This window comes from Hyphomicrobiales bacterium, from assembly GCA_030688605.1.
Classification (GTDB): Bacteria; Pseudomonadota; Alphaproteobacteria; order Rhizobiales; family NORP267; genus JAUYJB01.
The window spans coordinates 1-18,669 of record JAUYJB010000167.1 but is presented as its reverse complement, the minus strand read 5'-3'; the positions used below and the strand labels follow the sequence as shown (position 1 = coordinate 18,669).

General features: G+C 67.1%; 19 protein-coding genes. 9 read left to right on the top strand and 10 right to left on the bottom strand.

Features of this window, described 5'->3' with window-relative positions; translation table 11 throughout:
• Genes ligA through Q8P46_17350 form a run of 3 tightly spaced genes read left to right on the top strand, consistent with a single transcriptional unit; the run spans nucleotide 1 to nucleotide 3,127 of the window.
• Complete coding sequence (ligA, locus tag Q8P46_17360) at nucleotides 1-2,124, top strand: NAD-dependent DNA ligase LigA (GenBank protein MDP2621917.1); 2,124 nt, start codon at nucleotides 1-3, stop codon at nucleotides 2,122-2,124.
• Nucleotides 2,121-2,831: an AzlC family ABC transporter permease gene (locus Q8P46_17355; GenBank protein MDP2621916.1), complete on the top strand. Its 711-nt coding sequence runs from the start codon at nucleotides 2,121-2,123 to the stop codon at nucleotides 2,829-2,831. Before ligA ends, Q8P46_17355 begins: the two co-directional genes overlap by 4 nt.
• Nucleotides 2,828-3,127 (top strand): AzlD domain-containing protein, encoded by a 300-nt coding sequence (locus Q8P46_17350; protein MDP2621915.1) that lies wholly within the window; start codon nucleotides 2,828-2,830, stop codon nucleotides 3,125-3,127. Before Q8P46_17355 ends, Q8P46_17350 begins: the two co-directional genes overlap by 4 nt.
• 6 nt (nucleotides 3,128-3,133) lie before the next feature.
• Here Q8P46_17350 and Q8P46_17345 read toward each other — a convergent pair whose 3' ends face one another.
• Nucleotides 3,134-4,960, bottom strand: a complete 1,827-nt coding sequence (locus Q8P46_17345) for an aminopeptidase P family protein (protein MDP2621914.1) — start codon at nucleotides 4,958-4,960, stop codon at nucleotides 3,134-3,136.
• A gap of 224 nt (nucleotides 4,961-5,184) precedes the next feature.
• Between Q8P46_17345 and Q8P46_17340 the strand changes: the two genes are divergently transcribed.
• The gene (locus Q8P46_17340; protein ID MDP2621913.1) at nucleotides 5,185-5,409 is read left to right on the top strand and encodes a hypothetical protein; all 225 of its coding nucleotides are present in this window, start codon (nucleotides 5,185-5,187) and stop codon (nucleotides 5,407-5,409) included.
• Here Q8P46_17340 and Q8P46_17335 read toward each other — a convergent pair.
• From Q8P46_17335 to Q8P46_17305, 7 genes are all read right to left on the bottom strand, one after another.
• A complete protein-coding gene (locus Q8P46_17335) occupies nucleotides 5,406-6,314 on the bottom strand; it encodes a 50S ribosomal protein L11 methyltransferase (protein MDP2621912.1) in 909 nt (302 codons plus the stop codon). The two genes, Q8P46_17340 and Q8P46_17335, sit on opposite strands and share 4 nt — an antisense overlap.
• A 69-nt stretch (nucleotides 6,315-6,383) precedes the next feature.
• Complete coding sequence (locus Q8P46_17330) at nucleotides 6,384-6,530, bottom strand: leucine zipper domain-containing protein (GenBank protein ID MDP2621911.1); 147 nt, start codon at nucleotides 6,528-6,530, stop codon at nucleotides 6,384-6,386.
• 270 nt (nucleotides 6,531-6,800) lie between these two features.
• Entirely contained in the window at nucleotides 6,801-7,976 is a 1,176-nt protein-coding gene (locus tag Q8P46_17325; protein MDP2621910.1) for a VWA domain-containing protein, read from the bottom strand.
• A 170-nt stretch (nucleotides 7,977-8,146) separates the two neighbouring features.
• On the bottom strand, nucleotides 8,147-8,281 hold the full coding sequence (locus Q8P46_17320; GenBank protein MDP2621909.1) for a hypothetical protein: 135 nt from the start codon (nucleotides 8,279-8,281) through the stop codon (nucleotides 8,147-8,149).
• Nucleotides 8,282-8,475: 194 nt separating this feature from the next.
• A complete protein-coding gene (locus Q8P46_17315; protein MDP2621908.1) occupies nucleotides 8,476-9,483 on the bottom strand; it encodes a TIGR01620 family protein in 1,008 nt (335 codons plus the stop codon).
• 13 nt (nucleotides 9,484-9,496) lie between these two features.
• Nucleotides 9,497-10,963, bottom strand: coding sequence for a YcjX family protein (locus Q8P46_17310; GenBank protein MDP2621907.1), 1,467 nt, complete (start codon nucleotides 10,961-10,963; stop codon nucleotides 9,497-9,499).
• 59 nt (nucleotides 10,964-11,022) lie between these two features.
• Nucleotides 11,023-11,547 (bottom strand): histidine phosphatase family protein, encoded by a 525-nt coding sequence (locus tag Q8P46_17305; protein MDP2621906.1) that lies wholly within the window; start codon nucleotides 11,545-11,547, stop codon nucleotides 11,023-11,025.
• A 69-nt stretch (nucleotides 11,548-11,616) separates the two neighbouring features.
• On the opposite strand from Q8P46_17305, the gene Q8P46_17300 reads away from it, so the two are divergent.
• Nucleotides 11,617-12,939, top strand: coding sequence for an FAD-binding oxidoreductase (locus Q8P46_17300; GenBank protein ID MDP2621905.1), 1,323 nt, complete (start codon nucleotides 11,617-11,619; stop codon nucleotides 12,937-12,939).
• A 240-nt stretch (nucleotides 12,940-13,179) separates the two neighbouring features.
• Entirely contained in the window at nucleotides 13,180-14,811 is a 1,632-nt protein-coding gene (locus Q8P46_17295; protein ID MDP2621904.1) for an EAL domain-containing protein, read from the top strand.
• A 164-nt stretch (nucleotides 14,812-14,975) separates the two neighbouring features.
• Here Q8P46_17295 and Q8P46_17290 read toward each other — a convergent pair whose 3' ends face one another.
• Nucleotides 14,976-15,821 carry a MoxR family ATPase gene (locus tag Q8P46_17290; GenBank protein ID MDP2621903.1) on the bottom strand — a complete coding sequence of 282 codons (846 nt, stop codon included), beginning with the start codon at nucleotides 15,819-15,821 and terminating at the stop codon, nucleotides 14,976-14,978.
• A 215-nt stretch (nucleotides 15,822-16,036) separates the two neighbouring features.
• Here Q8P46_17290 and dksA point away from each other — a divergent pair, with 215 nt between their 5' ends.
• The 3 genes from dksA (at nucleotide 16,037) to Q8P46_17275 (ending at nucleotide 18,478) form a co-directional block, all read left to right on the top strand.
• On the top strand, nucleotides 16,037-16,450 hold the full coding sequence (gene dksA, locus Q8P46_17285; protein ID MDP2621902.1) for an RNA polymerase-binding protein DksA: 414 nt from the start codon (nucleotides 16,037-16,039) through the stop codon (nucleotides 16,448-16,450).
• 641 nt (nucleotides 16,451-17,091) lie between these two features.
• Nucleotides 17,092-17,982 (top strand): class I SAM-dependent methyltransferase, encoded by an 891-nt coding sequence (locus Q8P46_17280; GenBank protein MDP2621901.1) that lies wholly within the window; start codon nucleotides 17,092-17,094, stop codon nucleotides 17,980-17,982.
• 103 nt (nucleotides 17,983-18,085) lie between these two features.
• Nucleotides 18,086-18,478, top strand: a complete 393-nt coding sequence (locus tag Q8P46_17275) for a DUF6468 domain-containing protein (GenBank protein MDP2621900.1) — start codon at nucleotides 18,086-18,088, stop codon at nucleotides 18,476-18,478.
• Between the two features lie 4 nt (nucleotides 18,479-18,482).
• On the opposite strand, the gene Q8P46_17270 is transcribed toward Q8P46_17275, so the two are convergent.
• Nucleotides 18,483-18,669: hypothetical protein (locus tag Q8P46_17270; protein ID MDP2621899.1), on the bottom strand; the 187-nt coding region annotated here is incomplete at its 5' end.

The window sequence follows — 18,669 nt, the reverse complement described above, 5'->3', positions numbered from 1 at the left end:
ATGATCGGAAAGGCCGAAGCGCAGGAGCGTGCCGTCGACAAGCTGACGCGCGGCGAGGCCAAAGCGGAGCTTGCACGGCTGGCCGACGAAATTGCCCGGCACGATCAGCTCTACTATCAACAATCCGCGCCCGTCATCTCCGACGCCGAATATGATGCGCTGCGCCAGCGCAACGAATCCATCGAGGAGCGCTTTCCCGATCTGGTTCGCGCCGACAGCCCGAGCAAGCGTGTCGGCGCGGCCCCCGTCGCCGCCTTCGGCAAGGTCGTCCACGCCGTGCCGATGCTGTCGCTCAACAATGCCTTCAAAGCCGAGGACGTGCACGAGTTCGAGGCGCGGCTGCGTCGCTTCCTCAACCTTAAGGACGGCGAGGCGGTCGCCTATACGGCGGAGCCCAAGATCGACGGACTGTCGATCTCGCTGCGCTACGAGGCCGGCCGCTTCGTTTCCGGGGCGACGCGCGGCGATGGACGCGAGGGCGAGAACGTCACCGCCAATCTGAGGACCATCGGCGACATCCCGGAGCGGGTTTCCGGCTCCAAATCGCCTGATATCTTCGAGGTGCGCGGCGAGGTCTATATGACCCACGCCGATTTCGCCGCCCTCAACGAAGCCCAGGCGAAGGACGGCGACAGGGTGTTCGCCAATCCGCGCAACGCGGCGGCAGGCTCCCTGCGCCAGCTTGATCCCGGCATCACCGCCACGCGGCCGCTGCGCTTCTTCGCCTGGGGCTGGGGCGAGACGAGCGAGCTTCCCGCGGAAACCCAGTTCGAGGTGATGCAGGCCATCGCCAAATGGGGCTTTCCGGTCAGTACGCTGGTCAAGCGGGTCGACGGGGCGGACGCGCTGATCGCCTATCACCGGGAACTGGAGCTTGAGCGCCCCACGCTCGGCTTCGACATCGACGGCGTCGTCTACAAGGTTGACCGGCTCGACCTGCAGGAGCGGCTCGGTTTCGTCTCGCGCAGCCCGCGCTGGGCGGTTGCCCACAAATTCCCGGCCGAAAAGGCGTTCACCATTCTGCGCGACATCGACATCCAGGTGGGACGCACCGGCGCGCTGACGCCGGTCGCCAAGCTCGAACCGGTGACTGTCGGCGGGGTCGTGGTGTCGAACGCGACCCTGCACAATGAAGACGAGATCAAGCGCAAGGATGTCCGCAAGGGGGATACGGTGGAGGTGCAGCGCGCCGGCGACGTCATCCCGCAAATCCTGCGGGTCGTCGATCCGGACCGGAAGGGTCGCTCCAAGCCCTACGAATTTCCCGAGATCTGCCCGGTCTGCCGCAGCCACGCGGTGCGCGAGGTCAACCCCAAGACGGGCAAGGAAGACGCGGTGCGCCGCTGCACCGGCGGGCTGATCTGCCCGGCGCAGATCGTCGAGCGCCTAAAGCATTTCGTGTCGCGCAACGCCTTCGACATCGAGGGGTTGGGCGAGAAGCAGATCGAGCTGTTCTGGGAAGAGGGGCTGATCAAGGAGCCGGCCGATATTTTCACGCTTCAGGCGCGCGATGGGAATGCGGGCAAGCCGCCCCTCGCCGAATGGGAAGGCTTTGGTGAAGTGTCCGCCAAGAAGCTGTTCGATGCCATCGAGGCGCGGCGGCGCATCGGCTTTGACCGCTTCCTCTATGGGCTCGGCATCCGCCATGTCGGAGAGACCAACGCCCGGCGCATCGCCCGCGCCTATGGCGCGTTTTCCCGCTTCCGGGCGGCGATGGAGGAGGCCGCGGCAGGCGCCGCGGCGGCGCGGGCCGAGCTCGACGGCATCGAAGGCATCGGCGAGGTAGTCGCCGCGGCCGTCGTCGATTTCTTCTCCGAGCCACACAATCAGCAATTGCTCGACCGCCTTACCGCCGAAGTCAGGGTCGCCGACATGGCGACGGTGCGCGCAAGCCCGGTATCCGGCAAGACCGTCGTGTTCACCGGCACGCTGGAGAAGATGACCCGGGCCGAGGCCAAGGCGCGCGCCGCGGCGCTGGGCGCCAAGGTCGCCGGCTCCGTCTCCAGGAACACCGACCTCCTCGTCGCCGGCCCCGGCGCCGGCTCCAAGCTGAGGGATGCGGAGGCGCTCGGCGTCGAGGTGATCGACGAGGAGGCCTGGCTCAGGCTCATCGAAGAGGCGTGAGCGCGGGCGCCGGAATGGGCAGGGATTTCGCGGCGGAGTTTCGCGATGGAGCGCGTGATGTGCTGCCGGCGGTCATCGCCGTCATCCCTTTCGCGCTGCTCATCGGCGCTCTGGCGGCGCAGAAGGGTCTCGGCACGACCGCCACCATAACCATGAGCGCCACGGTCTTCGCCGGCGCTTCGCAGTTCGTGGCGCTCGGCCTGTGGAGCGAGCCCGCGCCGATCCTGCTCATCGTCGCGGCGACCGCGCTGGTCAATGCGAGTCACCTTCTGATGGGCGCGTCGCTGGCGCCGCGCTTGCGGGAATTCTCGCCGGCCAAGCGCCACTTGTGCCTGTTCTTTCTGGTCGACGAGTCCTGGGCGCTGGCCGAGCGGCGGGCGCGGGAGAAGACGCTGACACCGGCCTACTATGCCGGTCTCATGGTGCCGCTCTATTCCGTCTGGGTCGTCTTCACCGCCATCGGCGCTCTCGCCGGCGCGGCGATCGAGGAGCCGCGGCGCTTCGGCTTCGACTTCGCGTTCACGGCGATCTTCATCGGCCTCATCGTTGCGCTTGCCCGCGACCGGGCGAGCCTCGCGGTGGTGGCGGCAAGCGGCGTTGCGGCGGCGCTCATCCATCTCGTTGCGCCGGGGCCGCTGCCGATCCTCGCCGGCAGTCTTGCAGGCCTTACCGCGGCGGCGTTTCTGGGCAAGGGCGGCCAGCCGTGAGCGGCGAGATCGCGACCTTCCTCGCCATCGCCGGCATGGCGCTCGTCACCTATGCGACGCGCGGGCTGGGGCCGTGGATGATCGCGCGCCTTGCACCGGGGCCGCGGGCGCTGGCGGCGCTCGAAGCCCTGCCGGCGGCGATCCTGACCGCGCTGGTCGCGCCCAGCGTGCTGGCGACGGGACCTGCGGAGAGCCTTGCCGCCATCGTGACCATCATCGTGGCGCAGCGCCTGCCGATCATCGCCACCATGGCAATCGGGGTCGCTTGCGTGGTGCTGCTGCGCTATCTCATCTGACCGGCTCTAACCCTTCAGCGGCCGGGTCGCCTGCTCCAGCCACGCCCTGTCGTCGGCGCCCAGATGCGGCGACAGCGCCTCGCGCACGCCCGCGTGATAGGCGTTAAGCCATTGAATTTCTTCGACTGTCAGCAACTCCGGCGCGATCGGCCGCTGGTCGATCGGGACGAGCGTCAGGGTCTCGAAGGAAAGGAGCGGCCGCTCACCGCCCTCCACCTCGACCGCCGAGCGCACCAGCACCAGATTCTCGATGCGGATGCCATAGGCACCCGACTTGTAGTAGCCCGGCTCGTTGGAAATGATCATGCCGGGCTCCAGCGCCACGGTCTGGACCTTGGCGATGCGCGCCGGCCCCTCATGCACCGACAGGAAGCTGCCGACCCCGTGGCCGGTGCCGTGGTCATAGTCGACGCCGGCCTCCCACAGGGCGCGGCGGGCGAAGGGGTCGAGCTGGGTGCCGGTAGTGCCTACGGGAAAGCGCGCCGTGGCGACGGCGATATGACCCTTGAGCACGCGGGTATAGCGATCGCGCATCTCGTCTGACGGCCGGCCGATGGCGACGGTGCGGGTGACGTCGGTGGTGCCGTCTTCGTATTGGGCGCCGGAATCGATGAGGTAGAGCGTGTCCGGCTCAAGCCGCCGGTTGCTGGCCCGGGTCACGCGGTAGTGCACGACGGCACCGTTCGGTCCGGTGCCGGATATGGTGTCGAAGGATATGTCCTTGAGCTTGCCGGTCTCGGCGCGCAACGCCTCCAGCCGCTCCACTGCCTTGATCTCGTCGACGCCGCCTAAAGGGGCTTCGCGGTCGAGCCAGGCGAGAAAGCGGGCAAGCGACACCCCGTCGCGCAGATGCGCCGCCCGGGCGCCGTTGATCTCGACCTCGTTCTTGCGCGACTTCATCGCCATGCAGGGGTCGGGCCCGTGCTGGATGCGGGCCGCGCCGCCCGAAAGCTCATGCTCGAACCATTGCGAAACGGTCACCGGATCGAGCCGCACCACCGGCTCATTGCCCTTGAGCTCGGCGAGGGCCGTGCCGAGCTCGGCGGGCTCGAAAATATCGGCATGAGCGGAGATTTCGCTGCGCGTCTCGTTGCCGAGCTTGCGGCCGTCGATGAACAGCCGCGGCGGGCGGTCGTCGGCGCGGAAGGCGATGGCGAAGGAAAGCGGCACCGGCGTGTGGGCGATGTCGTGGCCGCGGATGTTGAACAGCCAGGCGATCGAATCCGGCCGGGTGAGGATCACGGCGTCGGCGCGCAGCTCGCCGAGGCGGTTGCTGAGCCGCGAAATCTTGCTCTCGGCGCTCTCACCGGCAAGGCTTGAGGGATGCAGAACGACCGGGCCGAGCGGCGGCGCCGGCCGGTCGGTCCAGATGGCGTCGATCGGGTTGGTCTCGCAGGCGACAAGACTCGCGTCGGCCGCGCCGCAGGCCGCTTCAAGCTTGCCCGCGCTTTCAACCGTGTGCAGCTTCGGGTCGTAGCCGAATCGGTCGCCGGCGGAAAGCCGCCGCTGCAGCCACTCATAGGGCGTTTCGTCGCCGACATTCTTCGGCGCGAAGCAGTCCGTGTCGACCTGGGCGCGGACCTGCAGCGTGTAGCGCCCATCGACGAAGATCGCCGCCCTGTCCGCGAGGACGACGGCGCAGCCGGCCGAGCCGGAAAAGCCGGTCAGCCAGAACAGGCGCTCGGCGCAAGCTGGCAGATATTCGTTCTGATGCTCGTCGGTATGGGGGACGAAAAAGCCGATCAGCCCGCGGCCCCGAAGCTCCTCGCGCAAGGCCTTGAGCCGCCTTGTGCCGGCGGCGGGGTCCGCGATGGCGTCGAATTTCTGGAACATGCGGAATCACCGATTTTCGGGTCCGAGGGATAACACACATTCAGCGCCTTTATCGTGCCATTCCGCAACCGCGCGCTGCACCGCAACATACATCTCGCATATGCGAAATTTGCAACCCTGCCATGCGGCTACACCCGGTTACAAGCCACCCCGCCGCGCCTATCTTGTGACCGAGACATCAATTCGGGTGCCGGGCCGAGCACCCAGAAAAGAAAGAGAACGATATGACAAGCATTACCTATACTCCTTTCCGCGAAAGTGGCTTTCTGGCCCGCCTGATCGCCGGCGTGAAGTCCTTTGGCGCCAAGTTCGTGGCCGTCCGGCAGGCGCAGGCCGAGCGCATTGTGAACGCCCATCTGGCGACGCTGGACGATGAGACGCTGACGCGCATCGGCGTCGACCGCAAGGCGCTCGAAAAGGCGCCGAAGGCGTTCTATCCGGACTTCTAAGTTTTAGCATCCTCCCTCCCACTGGGCGGCCCCGGCACTTCCAATGTCAGGGTCGCCCATTCCTTTATCACCAGCCGCTCCCGCAGCATAAAACCCGCGTCCCGGTAGCGGGCGGCGACGCGCTCCGCCTGCCGGGTCAGGAGCCCGGATAGAATGACGCTTGCGCCGGGCGCCGCGAGGCCCGCGAGCGCCTGAGCGAAGCGCTCGAGGGGGCCTGCAAGGATATTCGCCATGACGAGATCGAAGGGCGCGCGGGCGGCAATCACTGGGTCGCGCAGTCCGTCGGCGCGTCTGAAGGCGACGAGCGGCAAGACGGCGTTGCGAGCAGCGTTCTTGCGGGCGACGGCGATGGCGACCGGGTCGATGTCGGTTGCCAGCACCGGCGCCCGCGCCGCCTTGGCCGCGGCGATGGCGAGGATGGCGGTGCCGCAGCCGAGATCGAGGACGTTATTGAACCGCCGGCTCTTCAGCGCCCGGTCGAGGGCGAGAAGGCAGCCCGCCGTCGTCGCGTGATGGCCGGTGCCGAAGGCAAGGCCGGCTTCGATCTCGACGGCAGTGCCGCCGCGGCGGACCGGCGGCTGGTGGCCGCGGTCATGGACGAGAAAGCGCCCGGCGCGGACCGGGTCGAGCGCCGGCTTTGGCGCGGCCGCCCAGGCGTCGCGGTCAAGGCGGCACAGCCTGAAAACAGGCAGGGGAGCCGTGTGGAGCTCGGCGATAAGCGGCGCGACGGCGGCCCACGCCAGGCCCTCCGGAAGGATCACCTCGATCCGGCACGATCCGTCGCGGCCTTCGCGGGTGGCGACGATGAGGCCGCGTTCCGCGAACAGCTCCGCGATCAGGCCCGAGAGGCGCGCCGCTGTTTCGGCGTCCGCGCGCGCTTCGGCGATTTCGATGGATGGACTCATGAGGCGAGCGTTCGATGCCGGGGCAAGGGGGCCTTGGAGCTTGAGGTCTCCCGCGTTGCCGTCACTTTGTCAAAGAGCCAAAAGAACAAGCTTCGCCGTTTCCGCAATCCACCAAGACTCGGGTTTTGCCTTATTCTTCTCCCCTTCGACCATCACGCGATGCACCAACACGGCTCGACTATGCGGCGTCAGGCGTGCATTCTTATGGACGTTCATCCGGTCTTCCCAGGAATCGCTGAAGCTTCACAACTCCAGCTTCCTCGGTCAGGACCGGATGGACAACCTGTTGAAAGCTCGCAGCTAGCCCGGCCGCCTTAAGCCCCAAACGGGCAGCCCCGCCATCGTGCGGGACGGGCGGCCTGGACGGCCTCCCCGGGCGGCCGCGCCGACCAAAGAACGCGAGACCGCTGGAGGCGCCGCTCCTCTCCCCGTGGGCAGCGGCCGCAAGACCGATGCCCACCCTACAAACCCAAGTCGATTCGGTCCTCAGCGCACCAGCTCGCGCATGGCGGCGTCGAGGCCTTCGAGCGTCAGGGGATACATGCGGCCGGAAAAGATCCGCGCGATATATTCGATCGATGGGGTGTAGCCCCAATAGTCCTGCGGCACCGGGTTGAGCCACACCGCATGCGGGTAGACCTGGGCGAGGCGTTGCAGCCACAGGGCGCCGGGCTCCGGGTTGACGTGCTCCACCGCGCCGCCGGGGACCGTCAGCTCGTAAGGGCTCATCGAGGCGTCGCCGACGAGGATCACCTTATAGTCGGCAGGATAGGTGTGCAGCACGTCCCGGGTGTCGATATGCTCCGCGCGGCGCCTGCGATTGTCCCTCCACACCGCCTCGTAAAGGCAGTTGTGGAAATAGAAATACTCCATGTTCTTGAACTCGCTGCGGGCGGCCGAGAACAGCTCCTCGCAGATGCGCACGTGCCCGTCCATTGAGCCGCCGACGTCGAAAAACAAGAGCACCTTGACCGCGTTGCGCCGCTCGGGGCGGAATTTGAGGTCGAGATAGCCGCGATTGGCGGTCTCGTGGATGGTGGTGTCGAGGTCGAGCTCTTCGGCCGCGCCCTCGCGGGCGAACTTGCGCAGGCGGCGCAGCGCGATCTTGATGTTGCGGGTGCCGAGCTCAAGCGCGTCGTCGAGGTCCCGATATTCGCGCTTGTCCCACACCTTGACGGCGCGAAAGTTGCGGTTGCCCTCCTGGCTGATACGAACCCCTTCGGGGTTGTAGCCATAAGCGCCGAAGGGCGAGGTGCCGGCGGTGCCGATCCATTTCGAGCCGCCGTGGTGGCGGCCCTTCTGCTCGGCAAGGCGCTGTTTCAGAGTCTCCATCAGCTTGTCCCAGCCGCCGAGCGCCTCGATCCGGCGCTTTTCCTCCTCGGTGAGGTGGCGCTCGGCGAGCTTGCGCAGCCATTCCTCGGGAATCTCCGCGTCGAACGCCTCGCTCATCAGCTCCAGCCCCTTGAAGACATGGCCGAAGACGCGGTCGAACCGGTCGAGGTTGCGCTCGTCCTTCACCAGCGCGGCGCGGGCGAGATAGTAGAAATCCTCAACCCGCTTGCCGGCGAGGTCGAGCGTGAGGCTCTCCATCAAGGTCAGATATTCGCGCAGCGTCACTGGCACGTTGGCGCTTTTCAACTCGTGGAAGAAGGTGACGAACATGAGCGGACCCTCGCCGGCAGGGAAGATGACGCCCCGCGGCGCGGCGGTCAACCGGGCTTGTGCGGGCGGCGCGGACGAAAAAACTCCGCGCCCGGAGCCGGGGGCCGCGGGCGCGGAGGATCGTTTCGAGGTTTTTCGCGCGGCCTTGGCGGCCGCGGGGGCAAGCCCGGTCAGTTGCCCTGGCTGACAACCGGGAGCGCCGCGTCCTGCTGGGCGACGGTGCCGCCGATGCTCTCGGCGGAAGCGGAAGCCATCGACAGGCCGAGGGCGAGCGCGAAGGTCAGTGCGGTCAGGATCTTGGTCATGGGTCTTCTCCAGTCTGTGCGTTGTCACAAATGCCCCGTGGGGCGGTTCGGCACGTGCAGCAGCGTGCTGCGCATGTCCGCCAAGATGGGGTGAAGTGCCTGAAAAGAAAGGGCTAATCGCGGCGATGTGACAGCGAGTGAGAAATCCGTGATCGGCCGTGATATGCGGCCGGGCGGCGCGTGATCGAGGCCGGTCAGTCCTTTCCGGAGGACTGGATCGCCTCGCTCATCACCTGCTTGATGGCCGGCGGCTCGAGCGCCAGGAAGGGCAGGGGGCGGCACACCGCGATGGCCGCAAGGCCGATGCGGGCGGTGAACAGGCCGTTCAGCACCCCCTCGCCGAGGCGGGCGGAAAGACGTGCCGCCAGGCCGTGGCCCAGAAACTGCTGCAACAGGCTGTCGGAAAGGGCCAGCCCGCCGGTGACCGTCAGATGGGCGATGACGCTGCGCGCCAGCCGCAACAGGCCAAGCGTGCCCGGCCTGCCGCCGTAAAGGCTTGCCAGACGGCGCATCAGGCCGAGATTGGCGATCAGCACGAAGCCCATGTCGACGATCGCCGCCGGGCTCACCGCGGTGACGATGGAGACCCTGCGGGCGGCGCGCGCGACTTCCGCCGCGGCCCGGGAATCGAGGCTCTTGAGATATTCGCGCTCGATCAGGCGCATCAGATCGTCGGCGTCGAATATCTGAGGCTCGTGCTCGGCAAGCCGGGCGCGCGCCCAGTCGAGATCGCGCCTTCCGGCATAAAGCCGCCGCAGGCCGGCGGAGACGGCCCGCGCCTCGTCCATGTCCCCGTTGCGGTGGGCGCGCTCGGCCTCGCGGCGCAGATGGGTGATGCGGGTGAGCCGGATGAGGCCGGCGATCTCCCGCAGCACGATCATGAGAAGCGCCAGACCGGCAAGCCCGGCAAGCCCCAGCGCCAGCCAGCCAAGCCAGTCGGAGCGGGCGAACAGGTCTTCGACGAGCCGAGCGGCGGCAAGGCCGGCGCCGATGGCGACCAGCGCGGCGAGGGTCGAAACCAGGATCGAGCCCCATCCCATGACCCGCCGCCAGCGTGCGGGCGCGGTCGCCGGCATGGGGACCGGCAGGCCCGCCTCGGAAGCCGCCTCCTCCGGCGTCTCCCGCGGCGGCGGGGTCTCGATGCTGAGTGCCGGATCGTCGGGCGAGAAGATCGCGGGCTTGTGAGGTCTGGTCTTGGCCATTGCGGGTCCCGTCTCAGGAAAGCTTGTCGCCGACGAGCAGACTGAGCGCCCGGTCGAGGCGAATATGCGGAAACACCGGCTCGCCGCCGGCGCCGCGCGCCGGCAGCGGCGGGCGGAAGCGGATGAAGCGCCAATCGGCCTCGTCCGGGTCGGGGGCGTCGCGGCCGTGGGCGAGCGCCGCGTCGGGGTCTTCGGGCAGTTCGCCGGGAAAGACCGCGATTTCCTCCTCGCCGTCGAACCTTCGCCCGGCGAGGCGCTCGCCGGCCATCGGCGTGCCGACGATGCAGGGCAGGGTCTCGCCGCCGCGCTGGGCGGTGGCCTCCCGGGTGGCACGGATGGCGGCGATGGCGGCGACCTCGACATGGGCGCCGGCGAATTCGGCGCGGGCAATCGCGTGCTGGGCGAGGCGGCCGAGGATCGCCTCCAGCCGCTCATGGCTTTCGCGGTGCAGGTGGTCGGCCTTGGTGGCGGCAAACAGGATGCGGTCGATGCGCCGCGACAGAATCGAGGTGAGCCAGGAGCCGGCGCCGGGGCGGAAGCAGGCGAGAATGTCGGTGAGCGCGGTTTCGAGGTCGGCAAGGGCGGTCGGGCCGGCATTGAGCGCGGCAAGCGCGTCGACGAGCACGATCTGGCGGTCAAGCCTTGCGAAATGATCGCGGAAGAAGGGCTTCACGACGGCCGATTTGTAGCTCTCGTAGCGGCGCGCCATCATCGCCCACAGCGAACCGCGCGGCGCGCTCCTTGCCGCCGGCAGGTCGAGCGGCGCGAAGGTCAAGGCCGGCGAGCCCTCGAGCTCCCCCGGCATCAGGAAACGGCCGGGGGGAAGGGCGCTCAAGGAGAAGCGCGCGCCGCGGCAGGCCAAAAGATAGGCCCTGAAGGCATCGGCCGCGCGCCGCGCGGCGGCCTCGTCCTCCGCCCCCGTCGCATCGAGGGCGGCGAGAAGCCTGTGCCAGTCGGCGGCAAGCTCCGCCCGCGGGCCGGCACGGCTTGCGGCGATGGTGCGCGCCGACCAGTCGGCATAGCTCCAGCCGATGAGCGGCAGATCGAGGAGCCACTCGCCGGGGTAGTCGACGATGTCGATATTGAGCCGTCCGCGGCGCAGCCGGCGCCCCCAGAAGCCTTCAGGCTCATATTCGAGACATATCCGTAACTGGCTGATTTTCTTGGTGCTATCCGGCCATGCGCGCGGTTCCTCGAGGAGCGAGGCAAGGTGCCGCTCATAGTCGAAGCGCGGCACCCGGTCGTCGGGCTGCGGGCGCAGATAGGCGTTCGTCAGGCGGCCCTCGGCGACGGGGTCGAACAGTGGCATTCGCCCGCCGGCGGTCAGATTGCGGATGAGCGCGGTGATGAACACCGTCTTGCCGGCGCCGGAAAGGCCGGTGACGCCGAGCCTGAGCGTCGGCTCGACCAGATCGCCGGCGGCGGCGGCGACATCGCCGAGCGCCAGTCGGGTCCGGTCCCAGATGTGGGTCAGATTCACGGGGCGCAGTTCACTCTATCGGCGCTGCCCGCGTCAATGAGGCAGTCCGGTATCTTTCATTACAGGTCGCGCGGCTTGATGAAGGAAACCAGGCGGCCCGAACCCGGCGCCAAATCGGACCAGTCGGCGCCTTCGAAAACGATGTGGGCCAGCGCCGCGGTGGGGAATTTCTCGGCCATGGCGGTCGCCAAAGGCCCGTGGGCCGCCTCGCCGCCGCCGCCGACGAGCAGCATTGCGAGCTGTTCGATGGCCGGGTTGTGGCCGATCAGCAGAATCGCGCCGGCGGATCCGCCGTGCTGCTTGATCAGCGCCAGATAGTCGCCCGCCCCGCCGCCATAAAGGTCGGTCTCGAACAGGGTTCGCGCGCCTTGCGGTAGGCCCTTCGACAGGGCGTCCAGGGTCTGGCGGGTGCGCCGGGCCGGCGAGCACAGGACGAGGTCGGGGGAAATGCCTTTTTCGGCCATATGATCGGCCATCAGGCGGGCGGCGCGGCGGCCGCGCCCGCTCAGCGGACGGTCGAAATCGGCGACAAAAAGCCCGCTCCAACTCGACTTGGCGTGACGCAGCAGATAGAGGTTGAGCATGGGCGAAGCTTCCGAGGATCTGCCGCCAAGTGTCGCCGATTGCCGCACGCGAGGCAATGAGCGCCGGCCATGAACGAGGCATCCGACATCTATTACCGCGCAACCGCGGTCGCGGCACCCCCACGCCCGGCGCTGGAGGGGCACATCGAGGCGCAGGTCTGCGTCGTCGGCGGCGGCCTGGCCGGGCTAATGGCGGCTTACGAGGCGGCGCGCCTCGGCCGGTCGGTGGTGCTGCTGGAGGCGGAAACGATCGGCTACGGCGCCTCGGGGCGCAACGGCGGCTTCGTCTCGCCGGGCTTTGCCGAGAGCCTGGAGGGAATCACGGCTAGGCTCGGGCTCGACCGCGCGCGCGAGCTGGTCGGGATGTCGCGCGAGGCTGGCGACTGGGTACGCGGCCTTGCCACCGATCTGCCCGGTGCCGACCCGGTGCCCGGCTGGATCAAGGTGGTGCGCTACGACGATGCGGAGGGCACGCAAAGGCGGGCGGAGCGATGGCGGCGGGATTTCGGCCGCGCCGTCGATTATTGGCCGACCGAGCGGGTGCGCGAGGTGCTGCGCACGCCTGTCTATTACCAAGCGCTCTACGACGCAGACGCCTTCCATATCCACCCGCTCAACTATGCGCTCGGCCTGGCCGGCCTCGCGGAGGCGGCCGGCGCCAGGCTGTTCGAGCATTCGCTGGCAGAGGCGCTGTCGCGCGCACACGGCGGCTGGCGCATTGCCGCCGGCCGCGGCACGGTCGAAGCGCAGCATGTGGTGCTTGCCGGCAGCGCCTATATGCGCCGGCTCTACCGGCGGCTTTCCCGCGCCGTATTGCCGGTCGCAACCCATGTAGTGGTGAGCGAGCCGCTCGGGCCCTTGCGCGAGGCGACGATCCGCACCGACGCCGCCATCGGCGATACCCGCCGGGCGAGCGACTATTACCGCGTCTTCGCCGACGGAAGGCTGATGTGGGGCGGCGGCATCACCACGCGGCGCGCTGTGCCGTGGCGCCTTGCCGGCCGGATGAAGGCCCGAATCGCCGCCGTCTATCCGGCGCTCAGGGATGTGCGCATCGACTTCGCCTGGTCGGGGCTGATGGGCTATGCGGTGCACCGCATGCCGCTGATCGGCGAGATGGAGGAAGGGCTGTGGGCGGCGACCGCCTTCGGCGGCCACGGGCTCTCGACCAGCGCCATGGCCGGCCGGCTTGTCGCCGCGGCGATCGCGGAAGGCGACGACCGCTGGCGGCTGTTTACCCTCTATACCGCGCGCTGGGGCGGCGGCGCGCTCGGCCGTGCGGCGACCCAGCTCGTCTATTGGAAGTTGCGCCTTGCGGACCGTATCGAGGAGGCGCGTTCACGGCGCGGAACCGGCCGCCGCGAGGCGCCCAAAGCCGGTTACGATGCGTAAACCAAGAAAAATGTCAGCGGCGCAATTAACTAGGCAATTAACGCCAGTTTAGATTGTTTGACGCTTTCATATCCCGCAAACGCTTATCGGGGGCGAATTCTCTCGCCGTCACGACGACTATTTGCGCATTCCAGCGTCCGTGGCCAGCAGGGGACCAATATGGAGGCGTATAGGAAGTTGCAGGCAGCTTACGAAAGGCAACCGTGGCTAACGCGCCGCGCCATCGAGGATGCCCTGCAAATGGTCATCCTTGCCCCGACCCTCGGCATCATGGCCAGCCAGTACGACACGCTCGGCTGGGTCGACGGCCTGGTCGGCCGGTACGCGCCGAAGAATCTCGGCAATCTGCTGGTCGGCCTCACGATCGTCGCGGTGTTCCTGTTCATGTTCCTGTTGCGGCGGTTTCGCGACGTCAACCGCCAGATCGTGCGCCAGAGAGAGGGCGAGCGGCGGGCCCGCGCGCTTGCCCGCCGCGATACGCTGACCGGCCTGCACAACCGGCGCCACCTCAATGAGACGCTGGCCGAAGAGATCATGGCCGCCAACGCCAATGCCGAAGGCTTCGCCCTGTTTCTGCTCGACCTCGACCGGTTCAAGCCGGTCAACGACCTGTTGGGCCATGCCGCCGGAGACGAGGTCCTCAGGCGGGTCGGCGAGCGCATTTCCAACATCGCCATGGATGGATCCTGCGTGGCGCGCATCGGCGGCGACGAGTTCGCCATCCTGTTGCCGCGGGGATCCGGGCGGGAAGAGGCGAGCGGGCTGGCCGAAAAGATCCTGGGCGAATTCGAGCAGCCGATCGATCTCGGCGGCAAGCCGGTGCGCCTGGGCGCCAGCATCGGCATCGCCTTCTATCCGTCCGCCGGCGAAGATGCGGAAGCGCTGTTCCGTCATGCGGACGTGGCGCTCTACAACGCCAAGCGGCAAGGCCGCAACCGCTTCTGTCTCTATGCGGAGGAGATGGAAGACAGCGTGCGCAATGTCGATTCGCTGGCCTTCGACATCAGGCGGGGCCTACGCGGGAACGAGTTCATTCCCTATTTCCAGCCGATCGTCGATCTGCGCTCGGGCCGGGTCGTCGGCATGGAAGCGCTCGCCCGCTGGCAGCATCCCGTGCACGGGATCATGGAGCCGGTCGAGTTCATTTCCGTTGCCGAAGCGCTGCATATCGTCGGCGACGTGACCTTCCAGATCATGCGCGCAGCCTGCATCGAGGCGCTCAAATGGGACCGCAGGCTGTTTCTCACCTTCAACTTCTCGCAAAGCCAGCTGCGCGACCAGTGGCTGCCCGAGCGCATGCTGGCGCTGCTCACCGAAACCGGCTTTCCGGCGACGCGGATCGAGGTCGAGATTACCGAGAATTCCCTGGTCGAGGACATCGACGATGCCCGCGCCATTCTCTACTCGCTGAAGAATCTCGGCATGCGCATCTCGCTCGACGATTTCGGAATCGGCTATTCGAGCCTGATCCATCTGCGCGACCTGCCGCTCGACAAGATCAAGATCGACCGCTCCTTCATCACCTCGCTGAGAACTGACATCGGCAGCGCCAAGATCGTCTCGGCGATCCTCGGCCTGGTGACGAGCCTCGGCCTGCCGACGGTGGCGGAAGGAGTCGAGTCCGAGGAGGTGGCGCGCATCCTGACCGATCTCGGCTGCGCCTACGGCCAGGGCTATCTCTATTCCGTGCCGTTGACCGCGGACGTGGCCTATGCGCGCTATTGCAAGCCCGGCCTGGAGGCGACCATCCAGAAGGCCGTCCAGGACACCGGCGCGGAAGCCAATCTGGACACCGCCGAGGACGCCAGAGCGGTAGCCGCCCAGGACACCGGCGTGGAGAAGGCCAAGGCGCACTCGGCCAAGTTCGCTTAAGCCGTCAGACCAACGGATTCATCATTCCAGCCTTTGCCGGCGCGACGGCGGATGGAAACCGTTCCAGACCGAAATCCACCTCATCTGAATCGGATTTCGGTCCGATCTATTTGGTTGAGCGTGTTCTTGTCGCAAAACCGGATCGCACTTTTGCGGAACATGCTCTACCGCCGCTCGCGCCTGGTCATGAAGGCGAGCCGCTCGAACAGGTGCACGTCCTGCTCGTTCTTGAGCAACGCGCCGTGCAGCGGCGGGATCAGCTTTTTCGGGTCGCGCTCGCGCAGCACCGACGGGTCGACATCCTCATTGAGCAACAGCTTGATCCAGTCGAGCAGCTCGGAGGTCGAAGGCTTCTTGCGGATGCCCGGCACCTCGCGCACGTCGTAGAAGACGTTGAGCGCGTCGGCGACCAGCCGCCCCTTGAGGCCCGGGAAATGCACCTCGACGATGTCGCGCATGGTGTCGGGATCGGGAAACTTGATGTAGTGGAAGAAGCAGCGGCGCAGAAACGCGTCCGGCAGCTCCTTCTCATTGTTGGAGGTGATGATGACGATCGGCCGGAGGCGAGCGTGGATGGTCTCGCCGGTCTCGTAGACGAAGAACTCCATGCGGTCGAGCTCGAGCAGAAGATCGTTGGGGAACTCGATGTCCGCCTTGTCGATTTCGTCGATCAGCAGCACCACCTTCTGCCTCGCCTCGAAGGCATCCCATAGCTTGCCCTTGCGCAGATAGTTGCGCACGTCCTTGACCCGCTCCTCGCCGAGCTGGGAGTCGCGCAGACGGGTGACCGCGTCATATTCGTAAAGCCCTTGCTGCGCCTTGGTGGTCGATTTGATGTGCCAGGTGATGAGGTCGCAGCCGACCGCCTTGGCCACCTCCTGGGCCAGCACCGTCTTGCCGGTGCCGGGCTCGCCCTTGACCAAGAGCGGCCGCTCGAGCGCAATGGCCGCGTTGACGGCGACGCGCAGATCCTCGCTCGCCACATACTCGCTCGTACCTTCAAAACGCATCATCACTGGATCTCTTCATCCGCCAGTTGCCGGCCGCGGGCGCAAACTATTCGTCCTGCGGCGTTTCCGCAACCGGTCGAATCGGCGCGGGCCAGCGTTTCCGGGGGGCCGCGGCACAGCGCTGTCACAAATTCGCGAGGGCGTTGTCAGATCGTCAACACGCGGCTATATACTCCCGCCCGAATCGCCGAGGCCCGTGGAATATGGCTATAGGAATGAACACGGTTTTGAACGACTACAAGCCTTCAGAGGACGAGCCGTTCATGAACGAGCGGCACCGGGATTATTTTCGCAGCAAGCTGTTAGCGTGGAGAGAGGAGATCTTGCGCGAGGCGCGCGAGACGCTGCAGAACCTCCAGGACGAGAACCAGAACCATCCCGACCTCGCCGACCGTGCCTCCTCGGAGACCGACCGGGCGATCGAGCTCAGGGCGCGCGACCGCCAGCGCAAGCTGATCGCCAAGATCGACGCCGCGCTCAAGCGCATCGACGAGGGAACCTATGGCTTTTGCGAGGAGACCGGCGAACCGATCAGCCTCAAGCGGCTCGACGCGCGGCCGATCGCGACCCTGTCGATCGAGGCGCAGGAGCGCCACGAGCGCCGCGAGCGCGTCTATCGCGACGACTGAGTGCCCTGAGTGCCCTGACCGAAGCCGAGCCTAAGCCGCGACGGCGACGGGTGCCGCCCCACTCAGCATAGGTCGTACAGCGCAGGCCGAGCCGCGCATTGTCGACCCGGTAGAAGCCATCCGGCGCGACGATAACTGCCTCGGGCGCGACCTCCAGAACTTCCTGGGCCATCACCCCGACCATCTCGACGTCGCTCCACAGATAGCGGAACCGGTAAAGCGTGAGCCCGCTCTCCGTGCGGCCGATGGGACGGATGTCCCGCTTCAGGCGGATGTCGGATGGGCCGGGCGACACGGCAATCGCCGCCACGTCACCGAGCATGGGACCCTTCGTCAGTGTCGGCTTCGCGTAGGTTTTGAGATCCTTGCCGGCGGCCTGCGGCGGCTCGCGCTCGCAATCCTTAGCCATATTTCCCCCTCCCGAAATTTGGCACCCAACCCGATCGACAAATGTTAGGCCCGTTGGCGCGCCCTATCGAGGCCGACGAAGCGGCAATCCCCGGATAGCCGGTTCAAGCGTCTTGCGGCATGGCGGGTGGGAAGGTTGATTATAGCGCGGCCTCCTGGTATGACATTCAAGCTCAGCACAGGAATTGGACGTTTGGGGCGCAGATTTCTCATCCGCGCCTCGGGGACGTTCGTTGACAAGAATTGAGAAGAACGTGCTTGTTGACGTTACAAATCTGGATGAAACGGGCAAAGTCGTACTCGACGATATCTACAATAGACCCGATCCAAGGGGCTATTTTACCGCATTAAAGCCGCTGCAATACATGATTCCTCAATTGGCCAAGCCGGTGTTCGACGAGGTCATTGCCGCCTTCCGGCGCATGCGCAACAAGAAACGTCCGAAGCTTGTCGATGTCGGCTGCTCCTACGGGGTCAACGCGGCCTTGCTGAAGCATCGCATGGACCTGGCGCAACTTTATGATCTCTATGCGGACCGGTCCGCCGCGGAGCTGACGCGCGACAGGCTGATGGCGCGGGACCGGCGTCTCTTCGCCGCGGACGCCGGCGCATCGGCGCTGGACGTGGTCGGACTCGATTCGGCGGAACGGGCCGTCGCCTACGCGGTGGAGACGGGGATCCTCGACGACGGCGTGGCGGCCGATCTGGAGGCCAACGAGCCGGAGGCGGGCGAACGCGACGCCTTGTCCGACGCCGACCTCGTCATATCGACCGGCTGTATCGGCTATGTCGGCGCGCCCACATTCGCCCGCATTCTCGATGCGAACCGCGCGACCCGGCCGTGGCTCGCCCATTTCGTGCTGCGCATGTTCTCGTTCGAGCCGCTGTGCAACCTGTTCAAGGCGCGCGGCTACCTCACCGAGAAGGCGCAGGGGCGGCTGTTCCGCCAGCGCCGCTTTGCCTCGGGGGTCGAGCAGGCGGAGGTGCTGGGGCGGCTCGAGGAGCGCGGCGTAGACGCCGCGGGCCGCGAAGCCGAGGGCTGGCTCTATGCCGAGTTCTTTCTGTCGCGCCCGGCGGAGGAGGCCCGGCGCATGCCGCTGGCGGAGATCCTCGGGCACGGCTGAGCCACGTTCAAAGCCGGGCGCAACCCTTCATTAACCAAAGACTTTTCTTATGGGCGGCGGTGCGCGTGGTCCCTCGGCGCATCGTATCCGCCGCGGAGGTCTCGTGAACGCAATTCCCATAGCCATTCTGGTCGACGGTCTGATCGCCGCGCTGTTGCTCGTCACCATCAGCTTCTGCGTTGCGCTTTATCGGCGCCTCGGCATGCTGCGCCTGGAGGAGCACAGGCTGCGGGCGACGATCGCCGATCTCGCCGCGGCAAGCCGGCGCGCGGAAGCTGCGATCGCCGGCCTGCGTAGCCTGGCGGACGAGACCGAGGACGCGTTCGAGGCCCGCTCCGATGACGCCGGCCAGCTGATCGGCGAACTCCACCATCGCACGGCGGCAGCCAAGGCGGTGCTCACCCGCATCGTCGCGATTTCGCGCGCGGTCAGGCCGGACGCGCCCCGCTCGGCAGTGCCGCGCCGGGAGCCTGCGGGCAAGGAGGAGGCGGCCTAAGGCTTCAATCGGATTTCGGCGCCGTGCCGACCGGCACGGCGGCTTCCTTCTCGGGCCTAGCAGGCCGCTGCGGCCGCTCGGGCGGCCCGGCCGCGGCGCCGGCGGTGGGCTTGCGCTCGCCTTGCGGTGGCGCCCCGGCGTTGGCCGGCTCGCGCAGCGCCGCCTTCAGCCGGTCGGCTATTTCGGCGAGC

Coding starts and splice junctions, on each gene's coding strand:
- dksA (MDP2621902.1), top strand. CDS start 16,037: ATGAACACGGTTTTGAACGACTACAAGCCTTCAGAGGACGAGCCGTTC.
- Q8P46_17300 (MDP2621905.1), top strand. CDS start 11,617: ATGAACGAGGCATCCGACATCTATTACCGCGCAACCGCGGTCGCGGCA.
- Q8P46_17315 (MDP2621908.1), bottom strand. CDS start 9,483: ATGGCCAAGACCAGACCTCACAAGCCCGCGATCTTCTCGCCCGACGAT.
- Q8P46_17305 (MDP2621906.1), bottom strand. CDS start 11,547: ATGCTCAACCTCTATCTGCTGCGTCACGCCAAGTCGAGTTGGAGCGGG.
- Q8P46_17335 (MDP2621912.1), bottom strand. CDS start 6,314: ATGAGTCCATCCATCGAAATCGCCGAAGCGCGCGCGGACGCCGAAACA.
- Q8P46_17340 (MDP2621913.1), top strand. CDS start 5,185: ATGACAAGCATTACCTATACTCCTTTCCGCGAAAGTGGCTTTCTGGCC.
- Q8P46_17295 (MDP2621904.1), top strand. CDS start 13,180: ATGGTCATCCTTGCCCCGACCCTCGGCATCATGGCCAGCCAGTACGAC.
- Q8P46_17330 (MDP2621911.1), bottom strand. CDS start 6,530: ATGAACGTCCATAAGAATGCACGCCTGACGCCGCATAGTCGAGCCGTG.
- Q8P46_17325 (MDP2621910.1), bottom strand. CDS start 7,976: ATGTTCGTCACCTTCTTCCACGAGTTGAAAAGCGCCAACGTGCCAGTG.
- Q8P46_17320 (MDP2621909.1), bottom strand. CDS start 8,281: ATGACCAAGATCCTGACCGCACTGACCTTCGCGCTCGCCCTCGGCCTG.
- ligA (MDP2621917.1), top strand. CDS start 1: ATGATCGGAAAGGCCGAAGCGCAGGAGCGTGCCGTCGACAAGCTGACG.
- Q8P46_17290 (MDP2621903.1), bottom strand. CDS start 15,821: ATGCGTTTTGAAGGTACGAGCGAGTATGTGGCGAGCGAGGATCTGCGC.
- Q8P46_17345 (MDP2621914.1), bottom strand. CDS start 4,960: ATGTTCCAGAAATTCGACGCCATCGCGGACCCCGCCGCCGGCACAAGG.